Origin of the sequence: Streptomyces sp. XM4193 (assembly GCF_023072595.1) — a bacterium.
GTDB lineage: Bacteria > Actinomycetota > Actinomycetes > Streptomycetales > Streptomycetaceae > Streptomyces.
Genome location: NZ_JALLGK010000001.1, coordinates 1,593,385 through 1,618,264 on the forward strand (window position 1 = coordinate 1,593,385; position 24,880 = coordinate 1,618,264).

At 71.4% G+C, this 24,880-nt stretch carries 22 protein-coding genes and 2 pseudogenes; 11 read left to right on the plus strand and 13 right to left on the minus strand.

What is annotated here, in order from left to right; translation table 11 throughout:
* Window positions 1–67 precede the first annotated feature (67 nt).
* The 3 genes from crcB to MTQ01_RS06665 all read left to right on the plus strand — a co-directional run bounded on the left by crcB (window position 68) and on the right by MTQ01_RS06665 (window position 2,032).
* Window positions 68–448: a fluoride efflux transporter CrcB gene (gene crcB, locus MTQ01_RS06655; protein WP_247487391.1), complete on the plus strand. Its 381-nt coding sequence runs from the start codon at window positions 68–70 to the stop codon at window positions 446–448.
* A gap of 229 nt (window positions 449–677) precedes the next feature.
* Window positions 678–833, plus strand: a complete 156-nt coding sequence (locus MTQ01_RS06660; RefSeq protein WP_211042610.1) for a DUF6131 family protein — start codon at window positions 678–680, stop codon at window positions 831–833.
* Window positions 834–1,528: 695 nt separating this feature from the next.
* On the plus strand, window positions 1,529–2,032 hold the full coding sequence (locus tag MTQ01_RS06665; RefSeq protein WP_247487393.1) for a nucleoside deaminase: 504 nt from the start codon (window positions 1,529–1,531) through the stop codon (window positions 2,030–2,032).
* A gap of 168 nt (window positions 2,033–2,200) precedes the next feature.
* On the opposite strand, the gene MTQ01_RS06670 is transcribed toward MTQ01_RS06665, so the two are convergent.
* From MTQ01_RS06670 to MTQ01_RS06685, 4 genes are all read right to left on the minus strand, one after another.
* A complete protein-coding gene (locus MTQ01_RS06670) occupies window positions 2,201–3,706 on the minus strand; it encodes a cryptochrome/photolyase family protein (protein WP_247487395.1) in 1,506 nt (501 codons plus the stop codon).
* Between the two features lie 400 nt (window positions 3,707–4,106).
* The gene (gene xdhC, locus MTQ01_RS06675; protein WP_247487397.1) at window positions 4,107–4,928 is read right to left on the minus strand and encodes a xanthine dehydrogenase accessory protein XdhC; all 822 of its coding nucleotides are present in this window, start codon (window positions 4,926–4,928) and stop codon (window positions 4,107–4,109) included.
* Between the two features lies 1 nt (window position 4,929).
* Window positions 4,930–7,344, minus strand: coding sequence for a xanthine dehydrogenase molybdopterin binding subunit (xdhB, locus tag MTQ01_RS06680; protein WP_247487399.1), 2,415 nt, complete (start codon window positions 7,342–7,344; stop codon window positions 4,930–4,932).
* Entirely contained in the window at window positions 7,341–8,882 is a 1,542-nt protein-coding gene (locus tag MTQ01_RS06685) for a xanthine dehydrogenase small subunit (protein WP_247487401.1), read from the minus strand. The genes xdhB and MTQ01_RS06685 overlap by 4 nt, the downstream gene beginning before the upstream one ends.
* Window positions 8,883–9,604: 722 nt before the next feature.
* Here MTQ01_RS06685 and MTQ01_RS06690 point away from each other — a divergent pair.
* From MTQ01_RS06690 to MTQ01_RS06705, 4 genes are read left to right on the plus strand one after another with little or no spacing between them, the layout of a single operon-like run.
* Window positions 9,605–10,315, plus strand: coding sequence for an SDR family oxidoreductase (locus MTQ01_RS06690; protein ID WP_247487404.1), 711 nt, complete (start codon window positions 9,605–9,607; stop codon window positions 10,313–10,315).
* Window positions 10,312–11,547 carry a lycopene cyclase family protein gene (locus MTQ01_RS06695; protein WP_247487406.1) on the plus strand — a complete coding sequence of 412 codons (1,236 nt, stop codon included), beginning with the start codon at window positions 10,312–10,314 and terminating at the stop codon, window positions 11,545–11,547. Before MTQ01_RS06690 ends, MTQ01_RS06695 begins: the two co-directional genes overlap by 4 nt.
* Window positions 11,544–12,275, plus strand: a complete 732-nt coding sequence (locus MTQ01_RS06700; RefSeq protein ID WP_247487408.1) for a methyltransferase domain-containing protein — start codon at window positions 11,544–11,546, stop codon at window positions 12,273–12,275. Before MTQ01_RS06695 ends, MTQ01_RS06700 begins: the two co-directional genes overlap by 4 nt.
* Window positions 12,276–12,328: 53 nt before the next feature.
* Window positions 12,329–13,822 carry an FAD-dependent oxidoreductase gene (locus MTQ01_RS06705; RefSeq protein WP_247487799.1) on the plus strand — a complete coding sequence of 498 codons (1,494 nt, stop codon included), beginning with the start codon at window positions 12,329–12,331 and terminating at the stop codon, window positions 13,820–13,822.
* 69 nt (window positions 13,823–13,891) lie between these two features.
* On the opposite strand, the gene MTQ01_RS06710 is transcribed toward MTQ01_RS06705, so the two are convergent.
* From MTQ01_RS06710 to MTQ01_RS06730, 6 genes and pseudogenes are all read right to left on the minus strand, one after another.
* Window positions 13,892–14,896 carry a DUF5914 domain-containing protein gene (locus MTQ01_RS06710; protein WP_247487411.1) on the minus strand — a complete coding sequence of 335 codons (1,005 nt, stop codon included), beginning with the start codon at window positions 14,894–14,896 and terminating at the stop codon, window positions 13,892–13,894.
* A gap of 13 nt (window positions 14,897–14,909) precedes the next feature.
* Window positions 14,910–15,893, minus strand: a complete 984-nt coding sequence (locus tag MTQ01_RS06715; RefSeq protein ID WP_247487413.1) for a phytoene/squalene synthase family protein — start codon at window positions 15,891–15,893, stop codon at window positions 14,910–14,912.
* Window positions 15,880–17,448 (minus strand): phytoene desaturase family protein, encoded by a 1,569-nt coding sequence (gene crtI, locus MTQ01_RS06720; RefSeq protein WP_247487415.1) that lies wholly within the window; start codon window positions 17,446–17,448, stop codon window positions 15,880–15,882. The genes MTQ01_RS06715 and crtI overlap by 14 nt, the downstream gene beginning before the upstream one ends.
* Complete coding sequence (locus MTQ01_RS06725) at window positions 17,445–18,587, minus strand: polyprenyl synthetase family protein (protein WP_247487801.1); 1,143 nt, start codon at window positions 18,585–18,587, stop codon at window positions 17,445–17,447. The genes crtI and MTQ01_RS06725 overlap by 4 nt, the downstream gene beginning before the upstream one ends.
* Window positions 18,588–18,614: 27 nt before the next feature.
* A pseudogene (locus tag MTQ01_RS25260) lies at window positions 18,615–19,055 on the minus strand (SRPBCC family protein); the annotation flags it as partial.
* 161 nt (window positions 19,056–19,216) lie between these two features.
* Window positions 19,217–19,525: a hypothetical protein gene (locus MTQ01_RS06730; protein WP_247487417.1), complete on the minus strand. Its 309-nt coding sequence runs from the start codon at window positions 19,523–19,525 to the stop codon at window positions 19,217–19,219.
* A 349-nt stretch (window positions 19,526–19,874) separates the two neighbouring features.
* On the opposite strand from MTQ01_RS06730, the gene MTQ01_RS06735 reads away from it, so the two are divergent.
* From MTQ01_RS06735 to MTQ01_RS06750, 4 genes are all read left to right on the plus strand, one after another.
* Window positions 19,875–21,143 carry a hypothetical protein gene (locus MTQ01_RS06735; protein WP_247487419.1) on the plus strand — a complete coding sequence of 423 codons (1,269 nt, stop codon included), beginning with the start codon at window positions 19,875–19,877 and terminating at the stop codon, window positions 21,141–21,143.
* 87 nt (window positions 21,144–21,230) lie between these two features.
* The gene (locus MTQ01_RS06740) at window positions 21,231–22,451 is read left to right on the plus strand and encodes a phosphatidylserine/phosphatidylglycerophosphate/cardiolipin synthase family protein (protein WP_374207616.1); all 1,221 of its coding nucleotides are present in this window, start codon (window positions 21,231–21,233) and stop codon (window positions 22,449–22,451) included.
* A gap of 267 nt (window positions 22,452–22,718) precedes the next feature.
* Window positions 22,719–22,937: a hypothetical protein gene (locus MTQ01_RS06745; RefSeq protein WP_247487421.1), complete on the plus strand. Its 219-nt coding sequence runs from the start codon at window positions 22,719–22,721 to the stop codon at window positions 22,935–22,937.
* A 153-nt stretch (window positions 22,938–23,090) separates the two neighbouring features.
* Window positions 23,091–23,666 (plus strand): Dps family protein, encoded by a 576-nt coding sequence (locus MTQ01_RS06750; protein ID WP_247487423.1) that lies wholly within the window; start codon window positions 23,091–23,093, stop codon window positions 23,664–23,666.
* Window positions 23,667–23,696: 30 nt separating this feature from the next.
* Here the strand turns inward: MTQ01_RS06750 and MTQ01_RS06755 are convergent, their stop codons facing one another.
* The 3 genes and pseudogenes from MTQ01_RS06755 to MTQ01_RS06765 form a co-directional block, all read right to left on the minus strand.
* Window positions 23,697–23,909 carry a zeta toxin family protein gene (locus MTQ01_RS06755; protein WP_247487425.1) on the minus strand — a complete coding sequence of 71 codons (213 nt, stop codon included), beginning with the start codon at window positions 23,907–23,909 and terminating at the stop codon, window positions 23,697–23,699.
* A gap of 22 nt (window positions 23,910–23,931) precedes the next feature.
* Window positions 23,932–24,051 (minus strand): annotated as a pseudogene (locus tag MTQ01_RS06760) (Uma2 family endonuclease); the annotation flags it as partial.
* A gap of 227 nt (window positions 24,052–24,278) precedes the next feature.
* Window positions 24,279–24,845: a Uma2 family endonuclease gene (locus MTQ01_RS06765; RefSeq protein ID WP_247487428.1), complete on the minus strand. Its 567-nt coding sequence runs from the start codon at window positions 24,843–24,845 to the stop codon at window positions 24,279–24,281.
* Between the last annotated feature and the right edge of the window lie 35 nt (window positions 24,846–24,880).

Below are 24,880 nucleotides of genomic sequence, written 5' to 3' on the forward strand. Positions count from 1 at the left end.
CGAACCGACGACCGCCGCACATCGACGTCCCCGGCGCCCGGCGGCACGAGCGGGCGGACCGCCGCCCGTGAACTGGCTGCTCGTCCTGCTCGGCGGCGCGGTGGGCGCGCCCCTGCGCTACCTCGTCGACCTCGGTGTCCAGCGCCGCCGGCGCCGCGACAGGACCGCCTTCCCCCGGGGCACTCTCGTCGTCAACGTCGCGGGTTGCCTGGTGCTCGGGGTCCTGACCGGTCTCGCGCTCCACGGCGCGGTCTCCGACTCGTTGCGGCTCCTGCTCGGTACGGGGCTGTGCGGCGCGCTGACCACGTACTCGACCTTCTCCTACGAGACGTTGCGGCTGGCCGAGTCCGGCGCTCGGGGCAGTGCCGTCCTCAACGTCCTGCTCAGCGTGGGCGCCGGCTTCGCCGCACTCCATCTGGGGATCGTGGCGGCCGATTCCTGGTGGTGAGGGCGGTTTGGTGCCAGATGTTCACGGTCGCCCGCTGTGCGCCGACGATTTCGGCAACGAATGCATAACACGCGGAGGTTGGGGCACCAGACAGACTCGGCGCCACAACGGGCGCCGAGAGCAGGGACGCTCGCGAGGCCGGCCGCCGGCCGAGCGTGGCACAGCACCGGAGAGCCCGGTGCACCCTGTACCGAACGGCGGCACACAAGCCCAGAGAAAGGGGGCCCAGATGATTATTCTCGGTGCCATCCTGCTGATTGTCGGCATGCTTGCCGGGATCTCCCTGCTGTCCACGGTGGGTGGAATCCTCCTCGTGATCGGCGCGATTCTGTGGGTTCTCGGCGCGACCGGCCGAGCGGTCGGCGGCCGAAAGCACTTCTTCTGACCGAGCCCCCGCCAGGCGCGGAACGTCCCGACGCCACGACGGCCCGCCACGCACCGGAAGCCCTTCATCGGGCCCGCCCGGTCCGCGTGGCGGGCCGTTCCCGTGTGCTGGGCCACTGCCGAGGAGGCCGGGCAGGCTCCGCGGCAGGCCGGGTGCTCGACAGCCCGCCGTTCGTGCGGAGGCGTACGGGGCGGTCCGGGCCGGCGCCGGTACGGGGCCGCCCGTCGGCGGTGCGCGTGTCTTCCGCCGCCGTGTGCGCGCCGACAGGAGGCGGGGCCGGCGGTGGGAGCACTCTTGTAGCAATCCACGAAGAGCCGGTCCCGGCCCGCTGGTCTCTTCATGTCTTCCGCCCCTGGCCGGTCCCCGCCGGATGACTGTGTACTCCTCGTACCCCTCCCACTCCGCCCACCTTCCGACTTCGAAGCCCCCGGCTTCCACGACCTCCGACTCCTCACACCCGCGGAACGCCCCGGTGCGCCGCGGCCCGAGCACCGCGGAACTCCGCCGCCACACCGGCCGCCGTGCGGCGCGACCGGTGCGGACGGAGGTCCGAGCGCCCGGACCTCCGGCGCGGCAACTCCCACGGCCGTACGGACCGTTCGCCCACCACGGCGCACGTCCCGCCCGGCTCGCCCGCGTCGTCCGTACGCCCGGCCCGTACTCCGCCCCTGCCCGCCTCTGCGAAAGAAGTGACCGTGACCGCGCACACTCCGGAAACCAACGCCCAGCAGCTCGAACGCGCCTGGCTGGACGAGGCGATCAGCATCGCCACCGCCAGCGTGGCGGACGGCGGGGGCCCGTTCGGCGCCCTGGTCGCCAGGGGCGGTGAAGTGGTCGCCCTCGGCAGCAACCAGGTCACCGCGAACCTCGACCCCACCGCACACGCCGAGGTCAGCGCCATGCGCGCCGCCTGCCAGAAGCTCAACACCTTCTCGCTCCAGGGGTGTGTGCTGGTCACCTCCTGCGAGCCCTGCCCGATGTGCCTCTCCTCCGCGCTGTGGGCGCGGGTGGACCGGATCGTGTACGCGGCGGACCGGGACGACGCCGCGGTGGCCGGTTTCGACGACCGCAAGTTCTACGACCTCTTCGAGAAGCGTCCGCAGTCGCAGTGGCCGACCGGGATCGAGCAGCTCGAACTGCCCAACCGCACGGCCCCGTTCGACGCCTGGCTCGCCAAGCCGGACCGTATCGACTACTGAGCCCGGCGCCGCCCGCATCCGCCGCTCGCTCCCGTCGTCCGGACCAGCCTCCGCCGCCCACCGCCGTACCGACGGCGCAACGGGCGGCGGAGCCGGGGCGCCGACGGTGGCGGGTCGTGGCGCCGGAAACGGCGGGGCGACAGGGCCGACCGAACGGCGGGCCGGGGCTCAGGGCGTACGGCCGGCGTTCCGCCGGTGCTCGCGCAGCAGCTCGTCCAGGTCGGACAACCGGTCCAGGCCGTGCACCGGCCGAGCCATCCTCGGATTGTGGACCAGCCGCTCGCGGTGCCGGTGCAGGAACGCCCAGTAGCCCGCGGTGAACGGGCAGGCCCGCTCGCCGGTGCGACGGTCGGGACGGTAGGCGCACGGCCCGCACAGGTCGGTCATCCGGTTCAGGTACGCGCCGCCCGAGGTGTACGGCTTGGTGGTCATCCGGCCGCCGTCGGCGTACTGCGACATCCCGACGACGTTGGGGAGCATCACCCAGTCGTAGCCGTCGACGAAGCACCGGTGGAACCAGTCGGTCACCGCGCGCGGGTCCCAGCCCGACTGGAGCGCATGGCTGCCGAGCACCATCAGACGCGGGATGTGGTGCGTCCAACCGGTGTCCCGCACCTGCGCGAGCACCGTGGAAAGACAGCGTGCGGTCACCGCATCGGCGTCCAACTCCAGGAACCAGCCGGGGAGTTCGGCCGTGTGGTGGAGCGCGTTGCGGTCCCGGTACTCCTCGCCGAAGTGCCAGTAGAGCTGCCACACGTACTCGCGCCAACCCGCGATCTGGCGAACGAAGCCCTCCACGCTGTTCAGCGGCGCCTCTCCTGCCCGCCACGCCTCCTCGGCCCCGGCCACGCACTCCCACGGGTCCAGCAGCCCCAGGTTGAGGGAGGAGGAGAGCAGGCTGTGGCTCATCACCGGGTCGGCGGCGAGCACCGCGTCCTCGTACGCCCCGAAGTCCGGCAGTCGATGCGTGAGGAAGCGGCGCAGCGCGGCACGTGCCTCCCGCCGGTCGGCGGGGAAGAGCCGCGGCCCGTCGCGGCCGACGAACTCCACCTCCCCCTCGCGCTCCCAGCGGTCCAGGTCCGCGCGCACCTCCTCGTCGATCGCGTCCTCACGCGGTCGGTACGGCGCGGGCGTGTCCAGCCGCTGTGCACCCGTGGGCGGTGGGAGCCGGTTGTCGTGGTCGAGGTTCCAGCGTCCACCGACCGGTTCGTCCCCCTCCATCAGCAGCCCGTGCCGGCGACGGACCCAGCGATAGAAGTCCTCCTGCCGCAACTGGGTGTCGGACCGCCCGGCGACCCACTGCCCGAACTCCTCCCGGGGCACGAGGAATCCGCGCTCGGCCAGAACCCTTACGTTCGGCAGCGCCGACACCAGGTCCAGCGCCGCCCGCGAGGTCGGCCGGTGCACGGTGACCTCCGCGTCGCCGACGGCCTCCCGCAGCCCCTCCCGGTACGTCCGCGCCCGTACGTACCGCACCCGCTCGCCGAGTTCGGCCGCCCGGTGCCGCATCGCGGACAGCACCAGATGGGCCTTGGCCCGGTGGAAGCGCCGCCGTCGGAACACCGACCGCGCCTCGATCATCACCACCGGCGAGGTTGTCCGCGGCCCGTCCCCGCCGGGCGCGGTGAAGTGCGGTCCGAGCTGGTCGCCGAAGAGCCAGTGCGGCGTCTCCACGTGGTGTCCCCTTCCGGTCGGCGTACGGGGACGGCCCGCGCGGGCCCGCGGCGCCGAAGGTGACACCGCCCGCACCGCTGCGGGCGGCGCACCACCGCCGACCTCGGTCGTGGCTCCGGGCACGGAATCGGCCGAGTGGGCCGACACAACGGACGAAACACCGCGTTTCCCCTGCCGCGGATACTGCCAGCCGTACCCGTCCCGGACGCGCCTCCGCGCGGACCGGCGGCCGGACAGTCGCGAGCAGGGGGGGAGGTTCGGGACGAGCCCGCGGCGGACCGGACCCGTACCGGAGCGAGCCGTGGGGCCGCACCCGTCCCCGTACGCCGCCTCGTACGCTCCGGCGTACGCCACCACCTCGTACGCCCCGCCGCCGTACGCCTCCGTGGGCCGCCTCCGGCTACGGCGATTCGGCGGCGCGCTCTTCCTCGAAGGTCCGCAGCAGGTCCGCCGCGACGCTCACCGCGATGGTCGCGGGCTCCTTGCCGGTGATGCCGGGCATTCCTATCGGAGTCCTGACCCGGTCGATCTCGGCCTCCTCGTGGCCGCCCTCGGTGGCCAACCGGCGGCGGAAACGTGCCCATTTGGCCGACGATCCGATCAGTCCGATCGAGCCGAGGCCGCTGGTGCGCAGCGCGGCGTCGACCAGCGCGGCGTCCTCGGCGTGGTCATGAGTCATGATCAACACATGGGCGCCCGGGGGGAGTTCGGCCAGCACCTCCTCCGGCAGCAGCGGCGTGTGGTGCACCCGGACCTGGGCCACCGCGTCCGCCAGCACCGCGAGCCGTTCGTCGGTGAGCATCTCCGGCCGGCTGTCGACCAGGTGCAGGTCGAGGCTGTGCCGGGTCAGCACCCGTGCCAGCTCCAGCCCGACGTGCCCGACGCCGAACACCGCCACCGCCGGTACCACCGGCAGCGGCTCCAGCAGGACCGAGACGACGCCTCCGCAGCACTGCACGCCGTGCGCGTTGCCGACCTTGTCGTTGAGGGCGAACTCCATCAGCTCCGGCTCCGGTTCGGCCGCGTCGATCAGCTCGCGGGCCCGGTCGATCGCGACGGCCTCGATGTTGCCGCCGCCGATCGAGCCCCAGGACTCCTCCCGACCCACCACGAGTTTGGCCCCGGCGCGACGGGGAGCGTGGCCGCGCACCGTCGCCACGGTCACGAGCACGCCGGGCTCCCGGCGTGCCCGCAACCGTGCGACCGCGGACACCCAGCTCATCTCAGGCACTGCTCAGTGCGCCGGTTTCGCTGGTCAGAACCTCGCCGGCACGACCGTCCCCGGACGATGCCCGAACCTGCCCGTGCGCGGCGCGGGCCGACTCGACCGCCCAGTAGACCGCCTCCGGAGTGGCGGGCGAGGCGAGGTCGACGCCGACCCCCTCGGGCCCGAAGGCCGCCGCGGCCTCCCGCAGCGCCTCCCGCACGCAGAACGCCAGCATCAGCGGGGGCTCGCCCACCGCCTTCGACCCGTACACCGCGCCTTCCTCGGTGGCGTTCTCCAGCAGCGCCACGTTGAACTCCTCGGGCATCTCGGAGAAGCTCGGCAGCTTGTACGTGCTCGCCGCCTGGGTCAGCAGCCGGCCGCGGTTCGGGCCGTCGCCGGTGTCCCAGCGCAGCTCCTCCAGCGTCAGCCAGCCGGCGCCCTGCACGAACCCGCCCTCGACCTGACCGATGTCGATCAGCGGGGAGATGCTGTCGCCGACGTCGTGCACGATGTCCACCCGCCGCAGCCGGTACGCGCCGGTGAAGCCGTCGACCTCCACCTCTGCCACGGCCGCGCCGATGGCGAAGTACTTGAACGGCGTGCCCCGGAAGGTCTTCGCGTCCCAGTGCAGCCCCTCGGTCCGGTAGTAGCCGGACGCCGACAGCTGCACCCGCTGGAAGTAGGCCGTGCGCACCAGGTCGTTCCAGGCCAACTCCGTGTCGCTGCCCAGGGCACGGGCGACGCCGCCGGTGATGCGTACGTCCGAGGCGTTGGCGCCGAGCTGGGAGCCGGCCACCTGGAGGAGGCGTTCGCGCAGCTGCTCGCAGGCGTTCTTGATCGCGCCGCCGTTCAGGTCGGTGCCCGAACTGGCCGCGGTGGCCGAGGTGTTGGGCACCTTGTCGGTACGGGTCGGGGCGAGCCGCACCCGCTCCAGCGGGATGCCCAGCGTGGTCGCCGCCACCTGGAGCATCTTGGTGTGCAGGCCCTGGCCCATCTCGGTGCCGCCGTGGTTGATGAGGACCGAGCCGTCCTTGTAGATCAGCACCAGCGCGCCGCCCTGGTTGAAGGCGGTGAGGTTGAAGGAGATGCCGAACTTGACGCCGGTGACCGCGAGGGCCCGCTTGGTGTGCGGGTGCGCCGCGTTGAAGGCGGCCACCTCGCGCCTGCGGTCGGCGAGGCCGGCGTTCTCCTTGACCTGCTCCCAGACGGCCGTGATCCGCTCGGCCTGGGTGACCGGCTGCCCGTACGGCGTGGTCTGGCCGAGGCCTGGCCGGTAGAAGTTGCGCTCGCGCAACTCCGTTGCGTCCAGGCCCAGTCGGGGCGCGCAGCGACCGAGGATGTCCTCGATCACCAGCATGCCCTGCGGTCCGCCGAAGCCCCGGAAAGCGGTGTTGGAGACCATGTTGGTCCTCGCGATGCGCCCGGCGACGCGCGCGTTCGGGATCCAGTAGGTGTTGTCGATGTGGCACAGCGCGCGGGCGAGGACCGGCTCGGACAGGTCCAGGCTCCAGCCGCCGTCGGCGGTCAGCGTCGCCTCCAGGGCCTGGATGCGGCCCTCGGTGTCGAAGCCGATCCGCCACGTGGCGTGGAAACCGTGCCGCTTGCCGGACATCGTCAGGTCCTGCGTGCGGTTGAGCCGGAACCGTACGGGGCGGCCGGTCAGCTTGGCGCCGAGCGCCGCGACCGCCGCGAAGCCGTGCGGCTGCATCTCCTTGCCGCCGAAACCGCCGCCCATGCGCAGGCACTGGACGGTCACCTCGTGCGCCGGCACACCCAGCACGTGCGAGACGATCTCCTGCGTCTCCGAGGGGTGCTGGGTGCTGCTCTGGACGAAGACCTGCCCGTTCTCGTCGACCTGGGCGAGCGCCGCGTGCGTCTCCAGATAGAAGTGCTCCTGCCCGGCGAACTCGAACTCCCCGGTGAAGACGTGGGCCGACTCGGCGAACCCGGCGGCGGTGTCGCCGGTCTCCATCAGCGGTTTGGCGCCGTGGTAGCTGTCCGCGGCGATCGCGTCCGACAGGGTGACCAGGGCGGGCAGCTCGTCGATCTCCACCCCGACTGCGGCGGCACCGAGCCGCGCCGCCTCCAGGCTCTCGCCGATCACCCAGGCCACCGCGTGGCCGTGGAACATGACCTCCTCGGGGAAGAGCGGCTCGTCGTGCTTCATCCCGGCGTCGTTCTCGCCCGGCACATCGGCCGCCGTCAACACCCGCACGACACCGGGCACCGCGAGCGCCGGCCCGGTGTCCAGCGCGGTGACACGGCCGTGGGCCTTCATCACCTGCACCGGATAGGCGTGCAGCACGTCCTTGGTGCGGTGGACGAGGTCGTCGGTGTAGAGCGCGGCACCGGTCACGTGCAGCGCGGCGCTCTCGTGCGGCATCGACACACCCACCACGGGTGCTTCGGGGCGCTGGGAAAGATGACTCATGACGGCACCGCCTCGTTCGTCTGTGCGTACAGCTTCCGCAGGCTCTGACCGAGCATCGCGGCCCGGTACTCCGCGCTGGCGCGGTGGTCGCTCATCGGGGTCCCCTGCGAGCCGAGGATCTCGGCCGCGGACTCGACGGTCGCGGCCGTCCACCGCTCGCCCTCCAGCGCCGCTTCGGCCGCCAGAGCACGGATCGGCGTGGCCGCCACACCGCCCAGCCCGATGCGTGCGCGGCGTACGACCCCCTCCCGGATGTCCAGCGCGACGGCGACCGCCACGCTGGAGATGTCGTCGAACCGCCGCTTGGCGATCTTGTGGAACGCGGTCACCGGCGACAGCGGCAGCGGGATCCGCACCGCGCGGATCAACTCGTCCGGCCGGCGCACGCTCTGCCGGTAACCGGTGAAGTACTCCGCCAGCGGGACCACACGCTCCCCGTCGGCGTCGCTGAGCACCAGCGACGCCTCCAGCGCGAGCAGCACCGGCGGGCTGTCGCCGATGGGGGAGCCGGTGCCCAGATTGCCGCCGAGCGTCGCGCCGTTGCGGATCAGTCGGGACGCGAACTGCGGGAACAGCTCCGCGAGCAGCGGTACGCCGCCGTCGACGGTGCCCTCCAGTAGGCGTTCGATCTCGGTCAGCGTCAGCGCCGCCCCGATCTCCAGGTGGTCGCCCTCCGTGCGCAGCTCGCGCATCTCCGGCAGCCGGTCGATCGCCACCACGCACTCGGCCCGGCGCGAGCGGATGTTGACCTCCACGCCCCAGTCGGTACTGCCGGCGACCACCACCGCCTCGGGCCGCTCGCGCAGCAGCCGCAGCGCCCGAGGGAGGTCGGCGGGCCGCAGGAACGCACTGTCGTCGCGGGTGTACTCGGTGGCGACGGGCTCCGGCGGCGCCTGCTCGCGGCGCCGGGCCAGCGGATCGTCCTCCTGCGGAGCGCCGACGGCGAACGCGGCGTCGCGAATCGGCCGGTAGCCGGTGCAGCGGCAGAGGTTGCCGCTCAGCGCATGCAGATCGAAACCGTTCGGCCCGTGCTCGCCGTCCCCGCCGCCCTGCGCCTGCGCGCCGTTCTGCGGTACGCCCGCGCCGTCTTGGCCGGCCGGCTGTACGCCCGCGCCGTCCGGCTGCGCGTGCGCGCACCGGTCGGGGCGGTAGTACTCCGCGGCCATGCTGCACACGAAACCCGGCGTGCAGTAGCCGCACTGGGAACCGCCGCGCATCGCCATCTCCCGCTGCACCGGGTGCAGTTCGGGCGGGGCGCCGGCCTCACCGGCCGTGGCCAGACCCTCCGAGGTGACGACCTCCTGGCCGTCCAACGCCGCTGCCGGGACCAGGCAGGCGTTGATCGGCACCCAGTCCGTCGGCTTGTCCGTCCCCGGGCGGGCCACCATGATCGAACAGGCGCCGCACTCGCCCTCGGCGCAGCCCTCCTTGCTCCCGGTGAGTCCGCGGTCCCGCAGGAAATCGAGAGCCGTCACATGCGGTGCGGACGGGGAAAGCGGAGTCTCTTTCCCATTGACCGTGATCCGGGCCGCTACCATCGCAGATCCTCATTTCGGAGCGCGCTCGTACTGAATATTCTATTCGCCATTCAAAAGCAGATTTCTGTTTCGGCGGCGCGGCCCGGACACGCGTCGGCGCGCGACGGAAGATCGCGGGCGGTGACGGCAGAACGAAAAGAGGCGGGGCCGCGTACGGGCAGGGCGGAAGGCGTCGCGCGGCTAGTGGCCGTGCGCGACGCGGCCAGGGACCCAGGCGGTCTGCTGCGCGAGGCGGTGCAGGTCGGAGAGGGTGTTCATCCGACGTCGCCTCCTTCGGCAGCTCATGAACCAGTCGGCCCGAACCTAGGCCGCACCCGCCCCACCGTCAAGACCGCCCACACACCCGCACCACCCTCTGGTCGAACCTCCAATCATCCGGTCGCGTATATCTCCCTGAATTGTTCGAACGTGCAAATGCGCGCAGCCCCGACAGGCACCGCCCGCCCTCTGTCGAATTCACCGGGCCTCGGACACGGCCACCACGTCGATGTCGTCGACGGGACGATCCGGACGGCGTCACGTTCGCCGACCGGGAGGAGGGGAGGGCGCGTCCGTCGGCCGGAGGCCGTGCGCCGTGCGCCGTACGCCGTGCCTTCGTGACGCACTGACGGATCCTCACCGCCCTTTGCTGTCGCAGCTCGGCCATGGCAACGTGTCAAACACGGACATAGGGGGCAGTGTGGTGGTGCCTTGTGACCTGCGGCAGGGATTCGGAGTAGGACATGGACATCAGGGGCTCGCGCGTGCTGGTGGCCGGCGCCACCGGCGTCCTTGGGGCTGCGCTGACCGCCGAACTGGCCGGCCGGGGCGCCGAGCTGGTGCTGGCCGGACGTGACCCGGGCCGTCTGGCCACCGCTTCCTCGGCGTGCCAGGACGCGCCGACCGTCGTCTTCGACGCGTACGATCCCTCGTCCTGCGTTCGCGCGGTGCAGGCGGCAGCCGCCGCACTGGGTGGCCTCGACGCCGTCGTGACGGCGTTCGGAACGGTGGCCTTCGGCAGTGGCACCGAGGTGGGCGACGAGGTCGCGGAGCATCTGATGGCGGTGAACGTGCTGGCACCCGCCGCGTTCTTCCGCGCCGCACTGAGCACCATGGGCCCCGGTTCGGCGATTGTCGCGCTGACCGGTGTGGTGGGGGAGCGCCCACAGCCGGGGATGGCCGACTACAGCGCGTCCAAGGCCGCGCTCAGCGCCTGGCTCGGCGCCGTTCGCCGCGAGGCACGTGGCGTTGACATCCAGGTGCTCGACGTCCGGCCGGGCCACATCGACACCGGTTTCGCCGACCGGCCGGTCGCGGGCACCGCACCGCCACTGCCCGCGGGCGCCGACCTCCGAGAAGTCGTCGCGGCGGTCGCGGAGGCGCTGTCGACGGGCGCCGAACTCGTACGGACAGGCCCTGACGGCTCGGCCGTCGTGGAACGGCGGGCCCGGTGAGCCGCCTGCCGCGCGGTGCAATCGCTACGTCCGATGTCCTCATCGTGGGCGGCGGTGCGGCCGGGCTCAGCCTGGCGCACGAGCTGCTCGCGACCGGTTCCTCCCTCGTGACGGTGGTGGAGGCGCCGGACGGTCCGCTGCGCCCGCCCGAGCGGACTTGGTGCTACTGGGACGAGGGCGTCGGCGACTTCGAGGAGGCGGTAAGCGCCACTTGGTCCCGGCTGCGGGTGCACGGCGCCGATGGCGAAGCGGTGACGATCAGCCCCGAGCCATTGCGTTATCGCATGCTGAGGTCGGCGGCGTTCGAGCGGTTGGTGCACGCCCGGCTGTCCCGATCCCCCGGCGGACGCGTGGTGCGGGCGACGGTGGAAAGGGTGCGCGAGGTGGCCGACGGAGCGGAGGTCCAGTGCACGACGCCCGGCGGCCGGGCGCTGACACTGCGCGCTCGGCACGTGTTCGACTCCCGACCGCTGCGCGCACTGCCGCCGGCCAGGACGCAGTTGCTCCAGCACTTCCGCGGATGGTTCGTGCGCACCGAGACCGACCGGTTCGACCCCACGATCGCGAATCTGATGGACTTTCGGGTACCGCAGCCCCGCCAAGGGCTCGCCTTCGGCTACGTCCTCCCGGTGACGCCCCGCCAGGCTCTCGTCGAGTACACCGTCTTCTCCCGGACGCCGCTGTCCGGCGAGGAGTACGAGGCGGCGCTGGGCCACTACTGTCGCCGCATCCTGCGCCTTGGTGGCTGCTCCGTGGAAGAGGTGGAGCAGGGCGTCATCCCCATGACGGACGCACGCTTTCCCCGCCGGGTCGGGCGCGGTGTGTTCCGGATCGGCACCGCGGGCGGCGCCACTCGCCCCGCAACCGGCTACACCTTCTCCGCCGTGCAGCGGCAGAGCCGCGCCATCGTCGCCGGCCTGCGCGACGGCCGTGCGGTCGTGCCCCCGCCCCATCGGCGGCGCGCGCTGGCGATGGACGCGGTGCTGCTGCGCGCGCTGGACAGCGGAAGGATCGAGGGCCCCGAGTTCTTCACCCGGCTGTTCCGGCTCACGCCGCCGTATCGCCTGCTGCGCTTCCTCGACGGTGCTACGGCACCGTGGGAGGAACTGGCCGTCGGGCTGCGCTGCCCGGTGGGTCCGATGCTGCGCTCCGCCGTCGAGCTTCCCTTCGTGCCCCGCCGCTCCCACCGGGTGCCCGGAGCTGCCACTCGACGCGTGGAGGGCACCCCGTGACGCCGCTGCGCGACGAGGCCCTGGCCCGCGCCTTCGACGATGCGTCGCACACCTACGATCTCCTCACCGCTCTCAATCCCGGATACCGGACCGACCTCCTGCGCTCGGCACGTCGGCTCCGGCTGCCCGGCAAGGGCGCGGGCCTGCGCGTGCTCGACCTCGGCTGCGGCACCGGCGCCTCCACCCGGGCCCTGCTGCGGGCCGCGCCGTACGCCTCGATCACGGCTGTCGACGCCTCACCGGGGATGCTGCGGCGGGCGCGGGCCAAGAAGTGGCCCGCGCGAGTGCGCTTCTCGCACCTGGCCGCCGAGGAAGTGGAAGCGGCGGAGGAGGTTCCGTTCGACGCCGTCTTCGCCGGCTATCTGTTCCGCAACGTCACCACCCCGGACCGGGTGCTCGCGTCCGCACGGAACCTGCTGCGGCCGGGCGGGCGGCTCGCCGTGCACGAGTACAGCCTCAGCGGCGCCGCCGTGCATCGAGCCCTGTGGACGGCTGTGTGCCGGGGCGTCATCATCCCGGTCGGCACGCTCACCGGCGACCGCGCCCTCTACCGTCACCTGTGGCGCAGCGTGCTCGACTTCGACACCGTGCCGGCCTTCACGGAACGGCTGACACGTGCGGGGTTCACCGGCGTGCGGGCCGCGCCCGCCGCCGGGTGGCAGACCGGCGTCGTGCACACCTTCCTCGCCTGCAACGGCCCGGCCGCTGCACCGGAGAGAGCCCGGTGAGGGCCTCGTCCCACGCCGCCCGACGAGGCCGCGACCGCAAGGCCGAAGTGCTGATGCCCCTGCCGGGACGCCACCGGTTCGCGCCCGAGGACGCGCCGCGCGTCGCCGTACTGGGCGGTGGCATCGCCGGTCTCGCAGCAGCCACCGCGCTCGCCGAGCGCGGCGCACAGGTGGCGCTCTACGAACAGGGAGGGGCTCTGGGCGGCCGGCTCGCAGGCTGGCACACCAGGCTGACGGACGGGTCCTCGGTGACCATGAGTCGCGGATTCCACGCCTTCTTCCGGCAGTACTACAACCTTCGCGGCCTGCTGCGGCGAGCCGACCCCTCTCTCGTACGGCTCACTCCGCTGCCCGACTACCCGCTGCGGCACAGCGGCGGTCTCACGGACAGCTTCGCCGGAGTCCCGCGCACTCCGCCGTTCAGCGCCCTCGGTTTCGCCGCTCTGAGCCCCACCTTCGGCTGGCGGGATCTCGCAGCCATCGATGCCCGGGCGGCGCTGCCGCTGTTCGACGTGCGCGTCCCCGAGGTGTACGCACGTTTCGACGGGGTCAGTGCCACCCGCTTCCTGGAGAGCGTCCGTTTCCCCGAGGCCGCGCACCACCTGGCGTTCGAGGTGTTCTCCCGCAGCTTCTTCGCCGACCCGCGCGAACTGTCCGCCGCGGAAATGCTGTTGATGTTTCACGTCTACTTCCTCGGCTCCGCCGAGGGCCTGCTCTTCGACGTGCCGAACGAGCCCTTCCCCCGGGCGCTGTGGAACCCTCTCGGCGACTACCTCCAGCGGCTCGGGACGGACATCCGCACCGGCACCCCCGTGCGCAGTGTGCACCCGTGCGGCAGCGGAGCCGAGGTACGGACCGACACCGCTGGGGAGCGGTACGACGCGGTGGTCCTCGCGCTCGACGTCAACGGGCTGCGCCAGGTGGTGGCCGCTTCACCGGGGCTCGGCACCCCGGACTGGCGCGACGACATCGCCTCGCTGCGCACCGCCCCTCCGTTCCTCGTCTCCAGGCTCTGGCTCGACCGGCCGGTGCGGGCGGACCGTGCCGGGTTCCTCGGCACCAGCGGGTACGGCGGCCTGGACAACATCAGCGTCCTGGAGCGCTACGAGGGCGAAGCAGCCCGCTGGGCGGCCCGAACCGGCGGCTCCGTCGTGGAACTGCACGCCTACGCGGTGGAGGAGGAGGCAGCACGCGAGAGCATGCCGGGGAAGCTGACCGAGCAGCTGCACGAGGTGTACCCGGAGGTCCGCGAGGCGCGCGTGGTGGACGCACGGCACGAGTGGCGCTCCGACTGCCCCCTGTTCTCCGTCGGGACCCACCACCGGCGCCCCGCCGTGCGCAGCCCGCACCGCTGGTTGGCACTGGCGGGTGACGCGGTGCGAAGCGGTCTGCCCGTCGCGTTGATGGAACGAGCCGCCACCACCGGGTTCCTGGCGGCCAACACCCTGCTGGCCGGCTGGGGTGTCCAGGGCCAGGTGCTGTGGACGGTCCCGAGAGCAGGCCGCTCCGCGGTGCTCCGGGCAGCCGCCGCGCACGCGAGGAACTGACGTCGGCGTGAGCGGCCTCGCCCTCCGGGACCGCGGACGCGATCCGCTCCGGTTCCCCGGCTGCGGGGCTCAGCCGGGGAACCGTCCCGTACTGCGCAGCGCCCAGCGACGCTCGGCGTAGGCCAGATCATCGCGCCACAGACGACCGGCCGCGCGGCGCATCAACGACCTCAGAACGGGGGCCCCGGCCCTGGCGAGAGCGAAGCCCCGCCGGTCGGAGGCGGCGACGACCGCCTCGATCACGGCAGTCCGTGGACGCCCGTCGCCCTCGGCTGTGAGTGGCGTGGCATGCGTCTCCACCACCGAGGTGGCTCCTTCGCCCTCGATGATCCGCATGATCACCGTACGCGCATCGGGCGCGGTGAACTCCGCCCGCACCGGGACCACCAGACGGCCGGTCACCCGGAAGGACACATCCACGACGAACGCGTCCTCGTCCGCCCCCTGCGGCGATCGCACCACCGTCAGGTCCACGAACGAGTACGGGTGGAACCACGATCCGTGCCAGGGGTCGAGCCGGTTGGCGATCACGTCCTGCGGTTCGCACCGCCCCGATGCGGTGAAGACAGCGTCCAAGCCGCTGCCCGGCGCGGGACGAACCGGCACGGTCGGTGCCGCCGAGGGCTCTTCGCCCCCGACCGCGTCCAGCCGTACCCAGACGAGCACCCCGTCGTCGTACACGGGGTAGGGCTCCCAGCCGGCGAACGGCTTGCCGTTCAGCGCCAGTCCGTGCCAGTGGCACACGAGAGTGCCGCACACCACCCGGCTGTCGCGCAGCGGTGCACCGAGGTGCGGGCAGGCTCCGGGACCGGCGTGCAGTTCGCCCGTCGAGGTACGCCACAGCACCATCTCGACCCCGCCCACTGTCCGACCGCGCGGGCCTGCGCCGACGCGTACGTCGCGGGAAGCACCCACGACGAACCAGTTGCCCGAAGGCCGTGCCGAAGCCCGATTGAGGGCGTCGGCGATCAGCGACGGACGCGCCTCCCGCCAGGTCGGCGTCTGGCGGCCGCTGTCCGGCCCGCGGCGGCGCAGCGGCGGTGTCCAACGGGCCCTGTCGGCTCGGTCGTTCACTACCCGGTCGCTTTCACTGAGGAGCGGCTCCGTCCGCCGGCTTCCGCGGCCGGGCGCCTGGGACGCGTGCCCGCCACCGGGCGCCGACCACGCGCAGGGCACCGGCTGCGGCCGTGGCGGCCCGGCGTCCGTGCGATACCACCGCGCGGCGGTGCAGCACCGTGTACTGCTGGTCCGCGATCGCGTCGAGGATGCCGCTGTACAGCGTGAACGCGGTCTGGATACAGGGGCGTACGCGCGGGTCGAGCATGGCGATGCCCGGCTCGGCCTCGCGGTACACCTCGCGCGTCATGGCCTCCACCGCGACCAGCGCCGCGCGGATCCGCGGGTCCTGGCGACCGGTGCGGCGGCTCCACCTGAGGAGCGGTCGGTCCACGCCGTGGGCGGCGAGCAGGTCGGCGGGCAGGTAGACGCGGCCCCGCTCCAGGTCCTCTCCCACGTCGCGCAGGAAGTTGGTGAGCTGGAACGCGACGCCCAGGGCCGCGGCGTGTGGTGCCGCCTCTTCGCGCGGAACGACGGTCCCGAGCACCGGCAGCATCTGCAGCCCGATGACGGCGGCCGAGCCGTGCATGTAGACCCGCAGGTCGGCGTAGGTCGGGTAGTCCGTGACGCTGAGGTCGCTGCGCATCGAGGCCAGGAAGTCGGCGAACAGGGCGTGGTTGATGCTGTACCGGGCGGCGGTGTCGGCCACGGCGCGGACCACGGGTTCCTCTCCGCCGCCGCCCCGCAACTCCCGCGTGAGTTCGGTCTCCAGACGGTGCAGCCGTCGGTCACGCTCGTCCGGGGTCAGGCGCTGGTCGAAGTCGTCCACGATGTCGTCCGCCCAGCGTGCGAAGCCGTACAACGCGTGCACTGCGCTCCGGCGCTCCGCGGGGAGGAGCCGTGCGGCCAGGAAGTAGGTGCGGCCATGGCGGGCGTTGAGCTGTCGGCACCGGGTGTAGGCGGTGCACAGAGCGGGATCGGTGATCCCCGCGGCGGCCAGTTCACGACGGGTCATGGGAGCCTTTCACAGCCGAGGCGGGCACGTTTCGGGCAGCCGATGGTGGCGGTGCAAGCAGTGGGCGGCGCGGGAGGCCGCCGGTGACGCGGGCGGCGGCGAGCTTGCCGCTGATGAGTACGGTCGGCACACCTACGCCCGGAGTGGTTCCGCAGCCGGCGAGCACGACGTTGTCGAGTCCGCGCACCAGGTTGCGCGGTCGGAACGGGCCGGTCTGGGCGAACGTGTGCGAGACGGAGAAGGGGCTGCCGGCCGCGTGCCCCTGTGCTGTCCAGTCCAACGGCGTCACCAGCAGCTCCTCCTGAACGCTGGCCCCGAACTCTTCGAGTCCTCGGCGTTCCAGTTCGGCGGCGAGGTTGTCCCGGTAGCGCGGCCCCAGGTCGCGCCAGGCAGCGGCGGAGGGCCCGACGGCAGTGTTCGGGCAGGGAGCCAGGACGTAATGCAGGTGCCGTCCGGGCGGTGCCAGAGTGGGATCGTGCGTGGTCGAGCGGGTGATGAGCAGAGAAGGGTCACTCATCAGCTGCCCCGTGCGGGTCAGTTCGTCGAAAGTCCGCTCCCACGCGTTGCCGAAGGAGAGCGTGTGGTGCGCGAGGCCGGGCCAGGTGCGGTCCGTCCCGGCGTGCAGGATCACGGCTGACGGTGCGTGGCGCAGGCGGACCGGGCGCCGCGGGCTTCGTCCCAGGAGTTGGTGGGCGGTGGACATCTCGCAGGACAGCACCACCGCGTCGCAGGGGATCCGCTCTCCGGTGGCCAGCCGTACGGCGCGCACTCGGCCGGACGAGCGCTCCAGCTCGTTCACTTCGGCCGACCAGCGCATGTCGGCGCCCGCGTCGGCGGCTGCTTCGGCCATCGCGCGCGGCAGAGCGTGCATGCCGCCTCGGGGGAACCAGACACCGGCCACGGTGTCCATGTAGGCGATCACGGCGTAGGCGGCGAGAGCGCGCGCGGGAGCGACGCCGGCGTACAGGGCCTGGAAGGAGAAGATGCGGCGCAGGCGGGAGTCGGAGAGGAAGTGCCCGATGCGCCTGTCCAGCCGTCCGAATCCGCCCAGAGCAGCCAGACGGGCAAGATCCGGGTGAAGGAGCTGGAAGGGCGAGTCGAAGTTCGTGTCGATGAAGCGCCGCATCTGAGCCCGGTAGATGTGCTCCAGCCAGCGTCGCAGCCGGCGGTAGCCCGCGGCCTGCGCGGGACCGGCGAAACGTCGCACCTCCTCTTCCATCGCCGCACCGTCGGTGTGCACGTCCAGCGAGCCGCCGTCCGCGAAGTGCGCGCGATAGGCCGGGTGCAGCGCCACCAGCTGCACACGGCTGTGCAGGCTGTCGCCGACCGCGGCGAAGGCTTCGTCGGCCAGATGCGGCATGGTCAGCACCGTGGGGCCGGTGTCCACCCGGTAGCCGCGGAGATCGATCTGCCCCGCCCGCCCGCCAGGCCCCGCGTCCCGTTCGACGACCGTGACCCGGCGTCCGGCGCCCAGCAGGTGCAGGGCACAGGCGAGACCGGACAACCCTGCGCCGACGACGACCACGTGGTCGGTCGGCCCGCTGACCGTCTTCACCGCTCCTCCTCGATGTGGGACGCGGTGGTGCCCGTGGCCCGTTCGACCAAGGCGGCGAAGTCCTCCTGCACGGCCCGTTCCGCGCCGGTCCTCTCGAAGTGCCGCAGGCTCCCGGCCGTCAGCTCCGCGATCTTCGCCTCGACCAGGGCACGCGCCCCGGTCCGTTCCAGCGCCTGCCGCATACGCTCCACATCGTGATGCGGCCGGGTGGCAACACCAGCGGTGAGTGCGTCGGTCGCGTCCCTGTCACCGCTGGTCTCCGCTCGGGTGAGCCCGACAGCGAGCAAGTACGTGAGCTTTCGCGAGCGCAGGTCTTCGTCGGCCGGCTTGCCCGTCAGCTCAGGGTTGCCGAATGCGCCGACGAGGTCGTCCCGGAGTTGGAACGCCAGGCCGGCGCACCGGCCGGCGGAGCGCAGGGCGTCCAGGGTGTGCCGGTCGGCGGCAGCCACCGAAGCGCCCAGCGCCAGCGGGCGCGCCACGGTGTACAGGGCGCTCTTGAGGGTCGCGATGGTCACGGCCTCGTCGAGGCCGGACGCGCCCGTCGCCTGCGCGTGGATGTCTCGGTACTGCCCGGCGACCATCTCGCCCCGCATGGCCCGCCACTCACTGTGGAGGCGGCTGCCGTGAGGCGAGGCGAGGGCCGTTTCCGCCAGCAGGTCGTCCGCCCAGACCAGCGCCAGGTCTCCCGCGAGTACCGCGGCGGCCGTTCCGAACGCCTCCGACGGCCCGGTCATCCTCGCGGCACTGTGTCGGCGCGCGAACTCGACGTGCAAGGTGGGCGCGCCTCGGCGTACGGGCGAGCCGTCCATCACGTCGTCGTGGAGGAGAGCGCACGCCTGGACGAGTTCGAGGGCCGCCCCGACGTGGAGGACGGCCGTTGCGTCTCCCGAGCCGCCTGCAGCCCGCCAGCCGCACCAGGCGAACGCTGTTCGCAGCCGTTTCCCGCCGCGCTGGACGAAGGCACTGACCCGGTGGGCGACGTCATGGGCGTGGACGGGGTCGATGCGGCGGGCCCGGCGCAGTTCCGTACCCAGTACCTGTGCGAGGACCGCCTCGACGGCCTTCGCGGTGCCGACGGCGGTGAGCGGACCCTCGGCACCGTATCCGGCTCTGCTCTCCCCGCCCTCGCATCTCTCGATGAACCGCTTGAAGGCGTGAAGATCGCCGCTGAGCTGTCGCTGTACGAAGCCGAGGGTGTCGACGGTGGTCTCGGCTGTGCCGTGGGGGGCGCAGTCCAACCGCAGCAGGACCTTGGTGAGGTTGTCGTCGATGTAGTGGAAGGTGGCGACGACGGTCTGCTTGGCGTCGCCTGCACCAATCGTCCAGGCGACACGTTCGTCGGGGATCTGCTCGGTGATCTCCGTGAACGAGCGCGCGACACCGCCGATCCGCGTCTCCCCGCGCGTGAGGACGTCGGTGCGCTGACCGATGGACTCGGTACTGTCCACGGACAGGGGGAGGTCCCCGAACCGGGTCCACTGGTGGTAGGCCGTATGGACGTCGACGTTGACCTCGATGGACTCTTCGACCTGCGACACAGATAGACCTCGCTTCTTGCTAGAGGCTGCGACACCACCGCGGTAGCACGAGGCGGACGTTTCATTCATGCTTGTCCGTGTTCTTCCCGCCTTGTCTTCGCGCTGCGCCGCCTGGCCGGGGAGTCGCTCCAACAGCCGAACAAGTCGTCGCCCTGTGCCGCACGTGAGTGCCGAGCAGACCCCGGCAGGGAAACCCGTCGGCTTGGGAGGAGAGAGGGTCGGTGCCGGAGCTATCCGGTCTGTTCCAGTTGGCGCAGGCAGTCGTTCCAGCGTTGGCGTCGTTCGGCTGCGGTCTGTTCCCACCAAGCTGTGCCGCGTTCGCCCAGCCCCGTCTTCGCGACCTTCACACGGCCTCGTGCCGCTCTTCGGAGGTCTTCGTCGTCACCCGCGGCGGCCACGGCCCGGCGGGCGGACATCAGGTGGTGGATCAGGCGCTGTTTCACGGCCTCGGGCACCAGGGGATCGGTGGCTCGCCAGCGTCGCCCCCTGATGATGACGTAGTGGCCGTCTGCTGTGCGCTGCACGTTCCTTGTCGCCACGAAGCCATCGTCACCCGCTCCGCGGGCCGACGCACGGGCGGCCGGCGGCGCCTGCCCGGCAGTCGACTCGGGGTGGGCGGCCGGCTCCGTCTCGTCGGTGCGGAGGCGTGTGCGTCTCCGGACTGGTTGAGGGGTGCGGGTGGCTACCGGCGAAAAGGAGTTGCGGCTGCCTGCTGGGGCTGTGACAGCCTTCCGGGCCGGGCGCGGCGTTCTCCGGGTCTCGCTGGAGACGTGGGTTCCCCGGTTGACGCTGGGCCGCGAAGGCAGCACCGGTACGAAAAAGAGACGCTGCCCGGCCGCGCCGTCACCTCTGTGACGGCGGAGCGGTGCGGTGCGAAGGGAGACGAGGTTGAGTTCGAAGGAAGACGCGGGGGAAACAGGCAACGGTCGGGCGGACGATGAGGAACTCGTCCTCGGGCTGGTCGCCGACCCGGGTCTGGCGGCAGAACTTGTAAACGCGATCGGGCAGGAGCTGCCTGCTCTGCTCGCGGAGCGAGAAGGCCGCCGGGAGCGTTGGCGGGTGGAGACCTCGTCGCAGCTGCTGCCCCTGGACGAGAAAGGTTCGTTGCCGCTGCTCGACATCGGGCGGCGGCAGCGCGAGGAGCAGGGCTGGGACGTCACCGTCCTGCTGACCGAGTTGCCGCGTTGGGCGGGCAAGCAGCCGATCCTCGCCGACTATCACCCCGATTGCGGGGTCGGCCTTGTGTCGTTGCCTGCCTTGGGGGCAGTTCGGGTGCGCAGCCGGGCGTGCGACACCATCGCGTACGTGGTGGCCGGGCGTCTCGGAAACGGTGGGGGTGCGCCTTCCGCGACCACGGAAGCGCGAAGGGAACGAGAGCTCGCCGGGCCCTTGCCGGGATTCTCCTACGAGATCATCAGTGACAGCGAGAAGGGGAGCGCCGACAACGAGGAGCACGGCGAGGAGCACAACGAGGAGCACGGCGAGGAGACCGACGTACAGCTCGGCTCCCGGGGCGAATCGCTGCACATGGTGTCGAGAGGTGCGCGTGGGAAGCTGCGGCTACTGACCGGGATGGTCAGGGCGAACCGTCCCTGGCGACTGGTCCCCAGCCTCTCGCCTGCGTTGGCAGGAGCTGCCGCGGGTGCTGCGTTCGGCGTGTTCTACTCCAACATCTGGCAGCTGGCAGATTCCTACAGCACCGTACGACTCGTTCTGGCGAATGCGGTCGCGGTGCTTGCGATGATCGTCTGGCTGATCTTCGACAACAGCCTGTGGGAGCGTCCGAGGAACCGCCGTCTGCGTTCCGAATCCGCGCTCTACAACTCGGTCACGACGCTGACGGTTTCCTTCGGTGTCTTCTGCATGTACGTGCTGCTGTACGCCGTCACCCTGTTCGCCGCGTTCGTCGCCATCCCGACCGATTACCTCGCCACCACGCTGGGCCACGGCGCCGGTCTGTCCGACCTCGCGACCACCGCGTGGTTGTCCGCGTCCATGGGAACGATCGCAGGTGCCTTGGGGTCCGGCCTCGCGGGGGAGGAGGCGGTGCGCAAAGCCGCCTACAGCGAGCGGGAGCGTGAACGACAGGCGCAGCGCGAGAAGGAAGAGAAGCGCACCGACCGCCGGGCGACCCGAGCCGAGGAGAACGAGAGCTGAGCGCCGGCCGCCGCCACCCCTCGTCCCACGCCCTCGCCGGTGGGTCGAGGGGTCCCGCCCCGCCGGAGTGTTCCGTAGGGTCCGCTCATGAGTGTTGAGGAGAAGCCCGCCAGCCCCGACGAGGCCGAACCGAGCCGGCCCGCCATGGATGTCGAAAGACAGAAGCAGGAGATACGCAGACGTCTGGAGCGGCTGATCGGCATCGCCGCGACGGAGGGCAACGAGTTGCGCGTACTGCGCAACGGCGACGAGATCTTTCCCGCGATGCTCGAGGCGGTCCGTTCGGCCCGGTACACGATCGACATGATGACGTTCGTCTACTGGCGCGGTGAGATCGCCCGCGACTTCGCCGCCGCGCTCTCCGAACGCGCCCGGCGCGGCGTGCGCGTGCGGTTGCTGCTGGACGGGTTCGGCAGCAGCCCGATCCAGCAGAACCTGCTCGACGAGATGGCCTCGGCGGGAGTGCAGGTGGTGTGGTTCCGCAAGCCGACGTGGGTTTCCCCTCTGAAACAGAACCATCGCTGCCACCGGAAGGCCCTTGTGGTCGACGAGCGCACGGCCTTCACCGGAGGGGTGGGCATCGCCGAGGAATGGTGCGGGGACGCACGTCATCCGGGCGAGTGGCGAGACACCCACATCCAGGTGCGCGGCCCCGCGGTCGACGGCATCACGGCCGCCTTCGCCCAGAACTGGGCGGAGTGCCATCAGGAGCTCTTCGACGAGAACGACCGCTTCGTCGAACATGCTGTGACGGGCCGCTCCGTGGTCCAGGTGGTCCGCGGTTCGGCCAGCTTCGGCTGGCAGGACATGCAGACCCTGATGCGCGTCGTCCTCGAGTCGGCGCGGGAGCGGGTGCGCGTATCGACCGCGTACTTCACCCCGGACGAGTTCTTTGTCCAGCTCCTGTGTCGCACAGCCCGCCGAGGTGTCAGGATCGAGATCCTCATCCCCGGCCCGCACACGGACAAACGCGTCTCGCAGCTGGGCGGCCGCCGCTCCTACGAGGAACTTCTGGACGCGGGGGTCCGGATCGCCGAATACCAGCCCACGATGCTGCACGCAAAGATCGTGACCATCGACGCCATCGTTTCTCTGGTCGGTTCCACCAACTTCAACCGTCGCTCGCTGGAACACGACGAGGAAGTCATGCTCGCGGTCGTGGACGAGGAGTTCACCGCGGCCCTGGACGAGCACTTTTCCGAGGACTGGCAGGGCGGCGACCTCATCACGCCCGGACAGTGGAAGCGCAGGCCCGTACAGCAGCGTCTGGGAGAAGCCGCCGTGCGTCCCATCCGGCGCTTCCTGTGAACAGCACGCGAGGCGCCTCCTGCGGAACGTTCCGGGCAGAGCTGCTGACACGACACCACGACGTGCCGAAACCCGCTCGGCGCACCAGTCGCCCGACCCGGCCAGGGCCACCGGCGACCGATGAGGGGCAGCGAACCTGTCGCCCCCAGAGGTAGTCGGATCAAGCAGGGGCGGGTCACCGGTTCGGAGTACTCAACGCGCGCGCCGGGCGCTCTTCCACTGAAGTAGAGAGGGCTCACCGAACCAGCTTCCCGCAGGAGGAGAGCCATGATCGTCAAAGTTCTGCACGACGCCGGACTGAAAAGCGAGCACGCCTACCTGGCCGCATTCGCCTCTATCGGTGCCTCGATCCTCTCCTGGAACGCATCGACTCAGATGGAGTCCGCGAGCGTCGCCCGGGCCGACCGGTGGGGCATCTTCATCGGAGAGTGGGCCCCCACCTTCATGGCACTGGGCGTCGCGCTGGCGCAGTACGAGAAGGAGTGACGGCCAGGGGCTCGCTCACACCCGCTTCTTTCTGCGGACAGTGGTGGGCCCCGGACCGATCTCACCGCCGAGAGCGTGGGCGACCGAACGGCGGCCCTCACGCGTGCGGACCGGACACAGAAGAGACAGAAACGCAGTCGGAAGGAGCGCCTTATGTCGCAATCCCACAGCACCCCGCAGTACACGGTGCCGGGCATGACGACCTCGCAGGGCAGTGAGGTCATCCAGCTGCTGAGCAAGCGGCTGCACGCTCTGAACGAGCTCGCCCTGACACTGAAGCACGTGCACTGGAACGTCGTGGGACCGCACTTCATCGCGGTGCACCAGATGCTGGACCCCCAGGTCAGTTCGGTACGGGAGATGGTCGACGCGACCGCCGAGCGGATCTCCACCCTGGGCGGCTCACCGCGCGGCACCCCCGGCGTGCTCGTCGCCGAACGCTCCTGGGACGACTACGCCATCGGACGAGCGGACGCCATCGAGCACCTCGGCGCGCTGGACCTGGTCTTCACCGGAATCATCGAGGACCACCGAAAGGCCGCTGCCGCCACCGAGAAATCAGACCCGGTCAGCCAGGACCTGCTGATCGAGCATCTCCGCAGCCTCGAGCTCTTCCAGTGGTTTGTCCGTGCCCACCTGGAGAACTCGGGCGGTTCACTCAGCACGAGCGACCAGACCTCCGAGAAGGGGGCCGCACGGGCGGCGGGTGAACGGGCGGCCGGCGCATAGTGCCCGGGTGCTCGCAGCCAGCCCACGATCTCAACCGAGCGTGTCGTCCCGGGCCATGAGGCCGTCGTAGGCGGGACGGAACGGCTTGTACCGGTCGCTGTCGATGCCCACGAATCCGCCGCGCGCGTTGAGGCGTTCGGCCACCAGTTCGTTCACACGGCTCTCGCCGGCGCCCGGCTGGCCGACGAAGAACACGACTCCCGGCTGACCCTGGGGTTCGCGCTCGGCCGGCAGTGCCGGCACGATGCGGTCACGGGAAGATCCGAGCGTTCGCCGGGATCCGGGCCAGCCGGTTGTCGCGCTTGGAGGCGCTCGGGCTCCCGATGACCGTCCCGTCCACGATCTCGATGCCGGCGCACTGCTCCTCGGACCACGAGTCGTACCGCCTTCGAGGATGCGCGTCAGGAGCGGTGCTGCTCGACTCGCAGTCCTGCCTGCTCCCAGCCGGGCACCGGCTCCCGGCATGAACGGAACCCCGTCGAGCACCGGAGCGACTTGGTCGCGGAACGAACACCCTGCAGTCTCCACGTGCTGGTGCACGAGTGCGGATCGGCCGAGCGGAGCCGGGAGCTGCGGCCCGAGCAGTCGCGGTGCCTGCGCGGACGCTGGTCGTCAGACGGCGCCCAAGTCCACAGTGATCAAGAAGGGAACGCTGGCCTTCACGGTGCCGGTGAACATCTCGCCGTCCCGGTAGGCCTTGGTGGCGGGGTCGAGGACGTATGTGTAGACGATCGGAACGCCGGTGGCGGCCTGCTCGATGCGCCAGTAGAACGGGATGCCGGCCTTGGCGTACTGGTCCACCTTCACGATCCGGTCGGTGGTCTCCGAGCCGGGCGACACCACCTCGACGACCAGGAGCACGTGCTCGGGGCGGGTGGGTGTGAGGTCGATGGTTTCCGCCCGGTAGACGGTGACGTCCGGGCGGCGGTTGGTGAGGGGAACGTCGTGCAGGCGGACGTCGAAGTCTGTGTCCGCGTTCCAGTCCGGGCCCGCGGCGGTGTCCAGGGCGTTGGCCAGGATGCGGGCCAGCCGGTTGTGGCGCTTGGAGGCGCTCGGGCTCCCGATGACCGTCCCGTCCACGATCTCGATGCCGGCGCACTGCTCCTCGGACCACGAGTCGTACTGCTCCGCGCTGATCTGCGTGTGCATCCACGCGGGCGCCACCATCTCGGCGGTCATGGTGCACCTCCTCCGAGGGGCTCGACAGGGCCGAC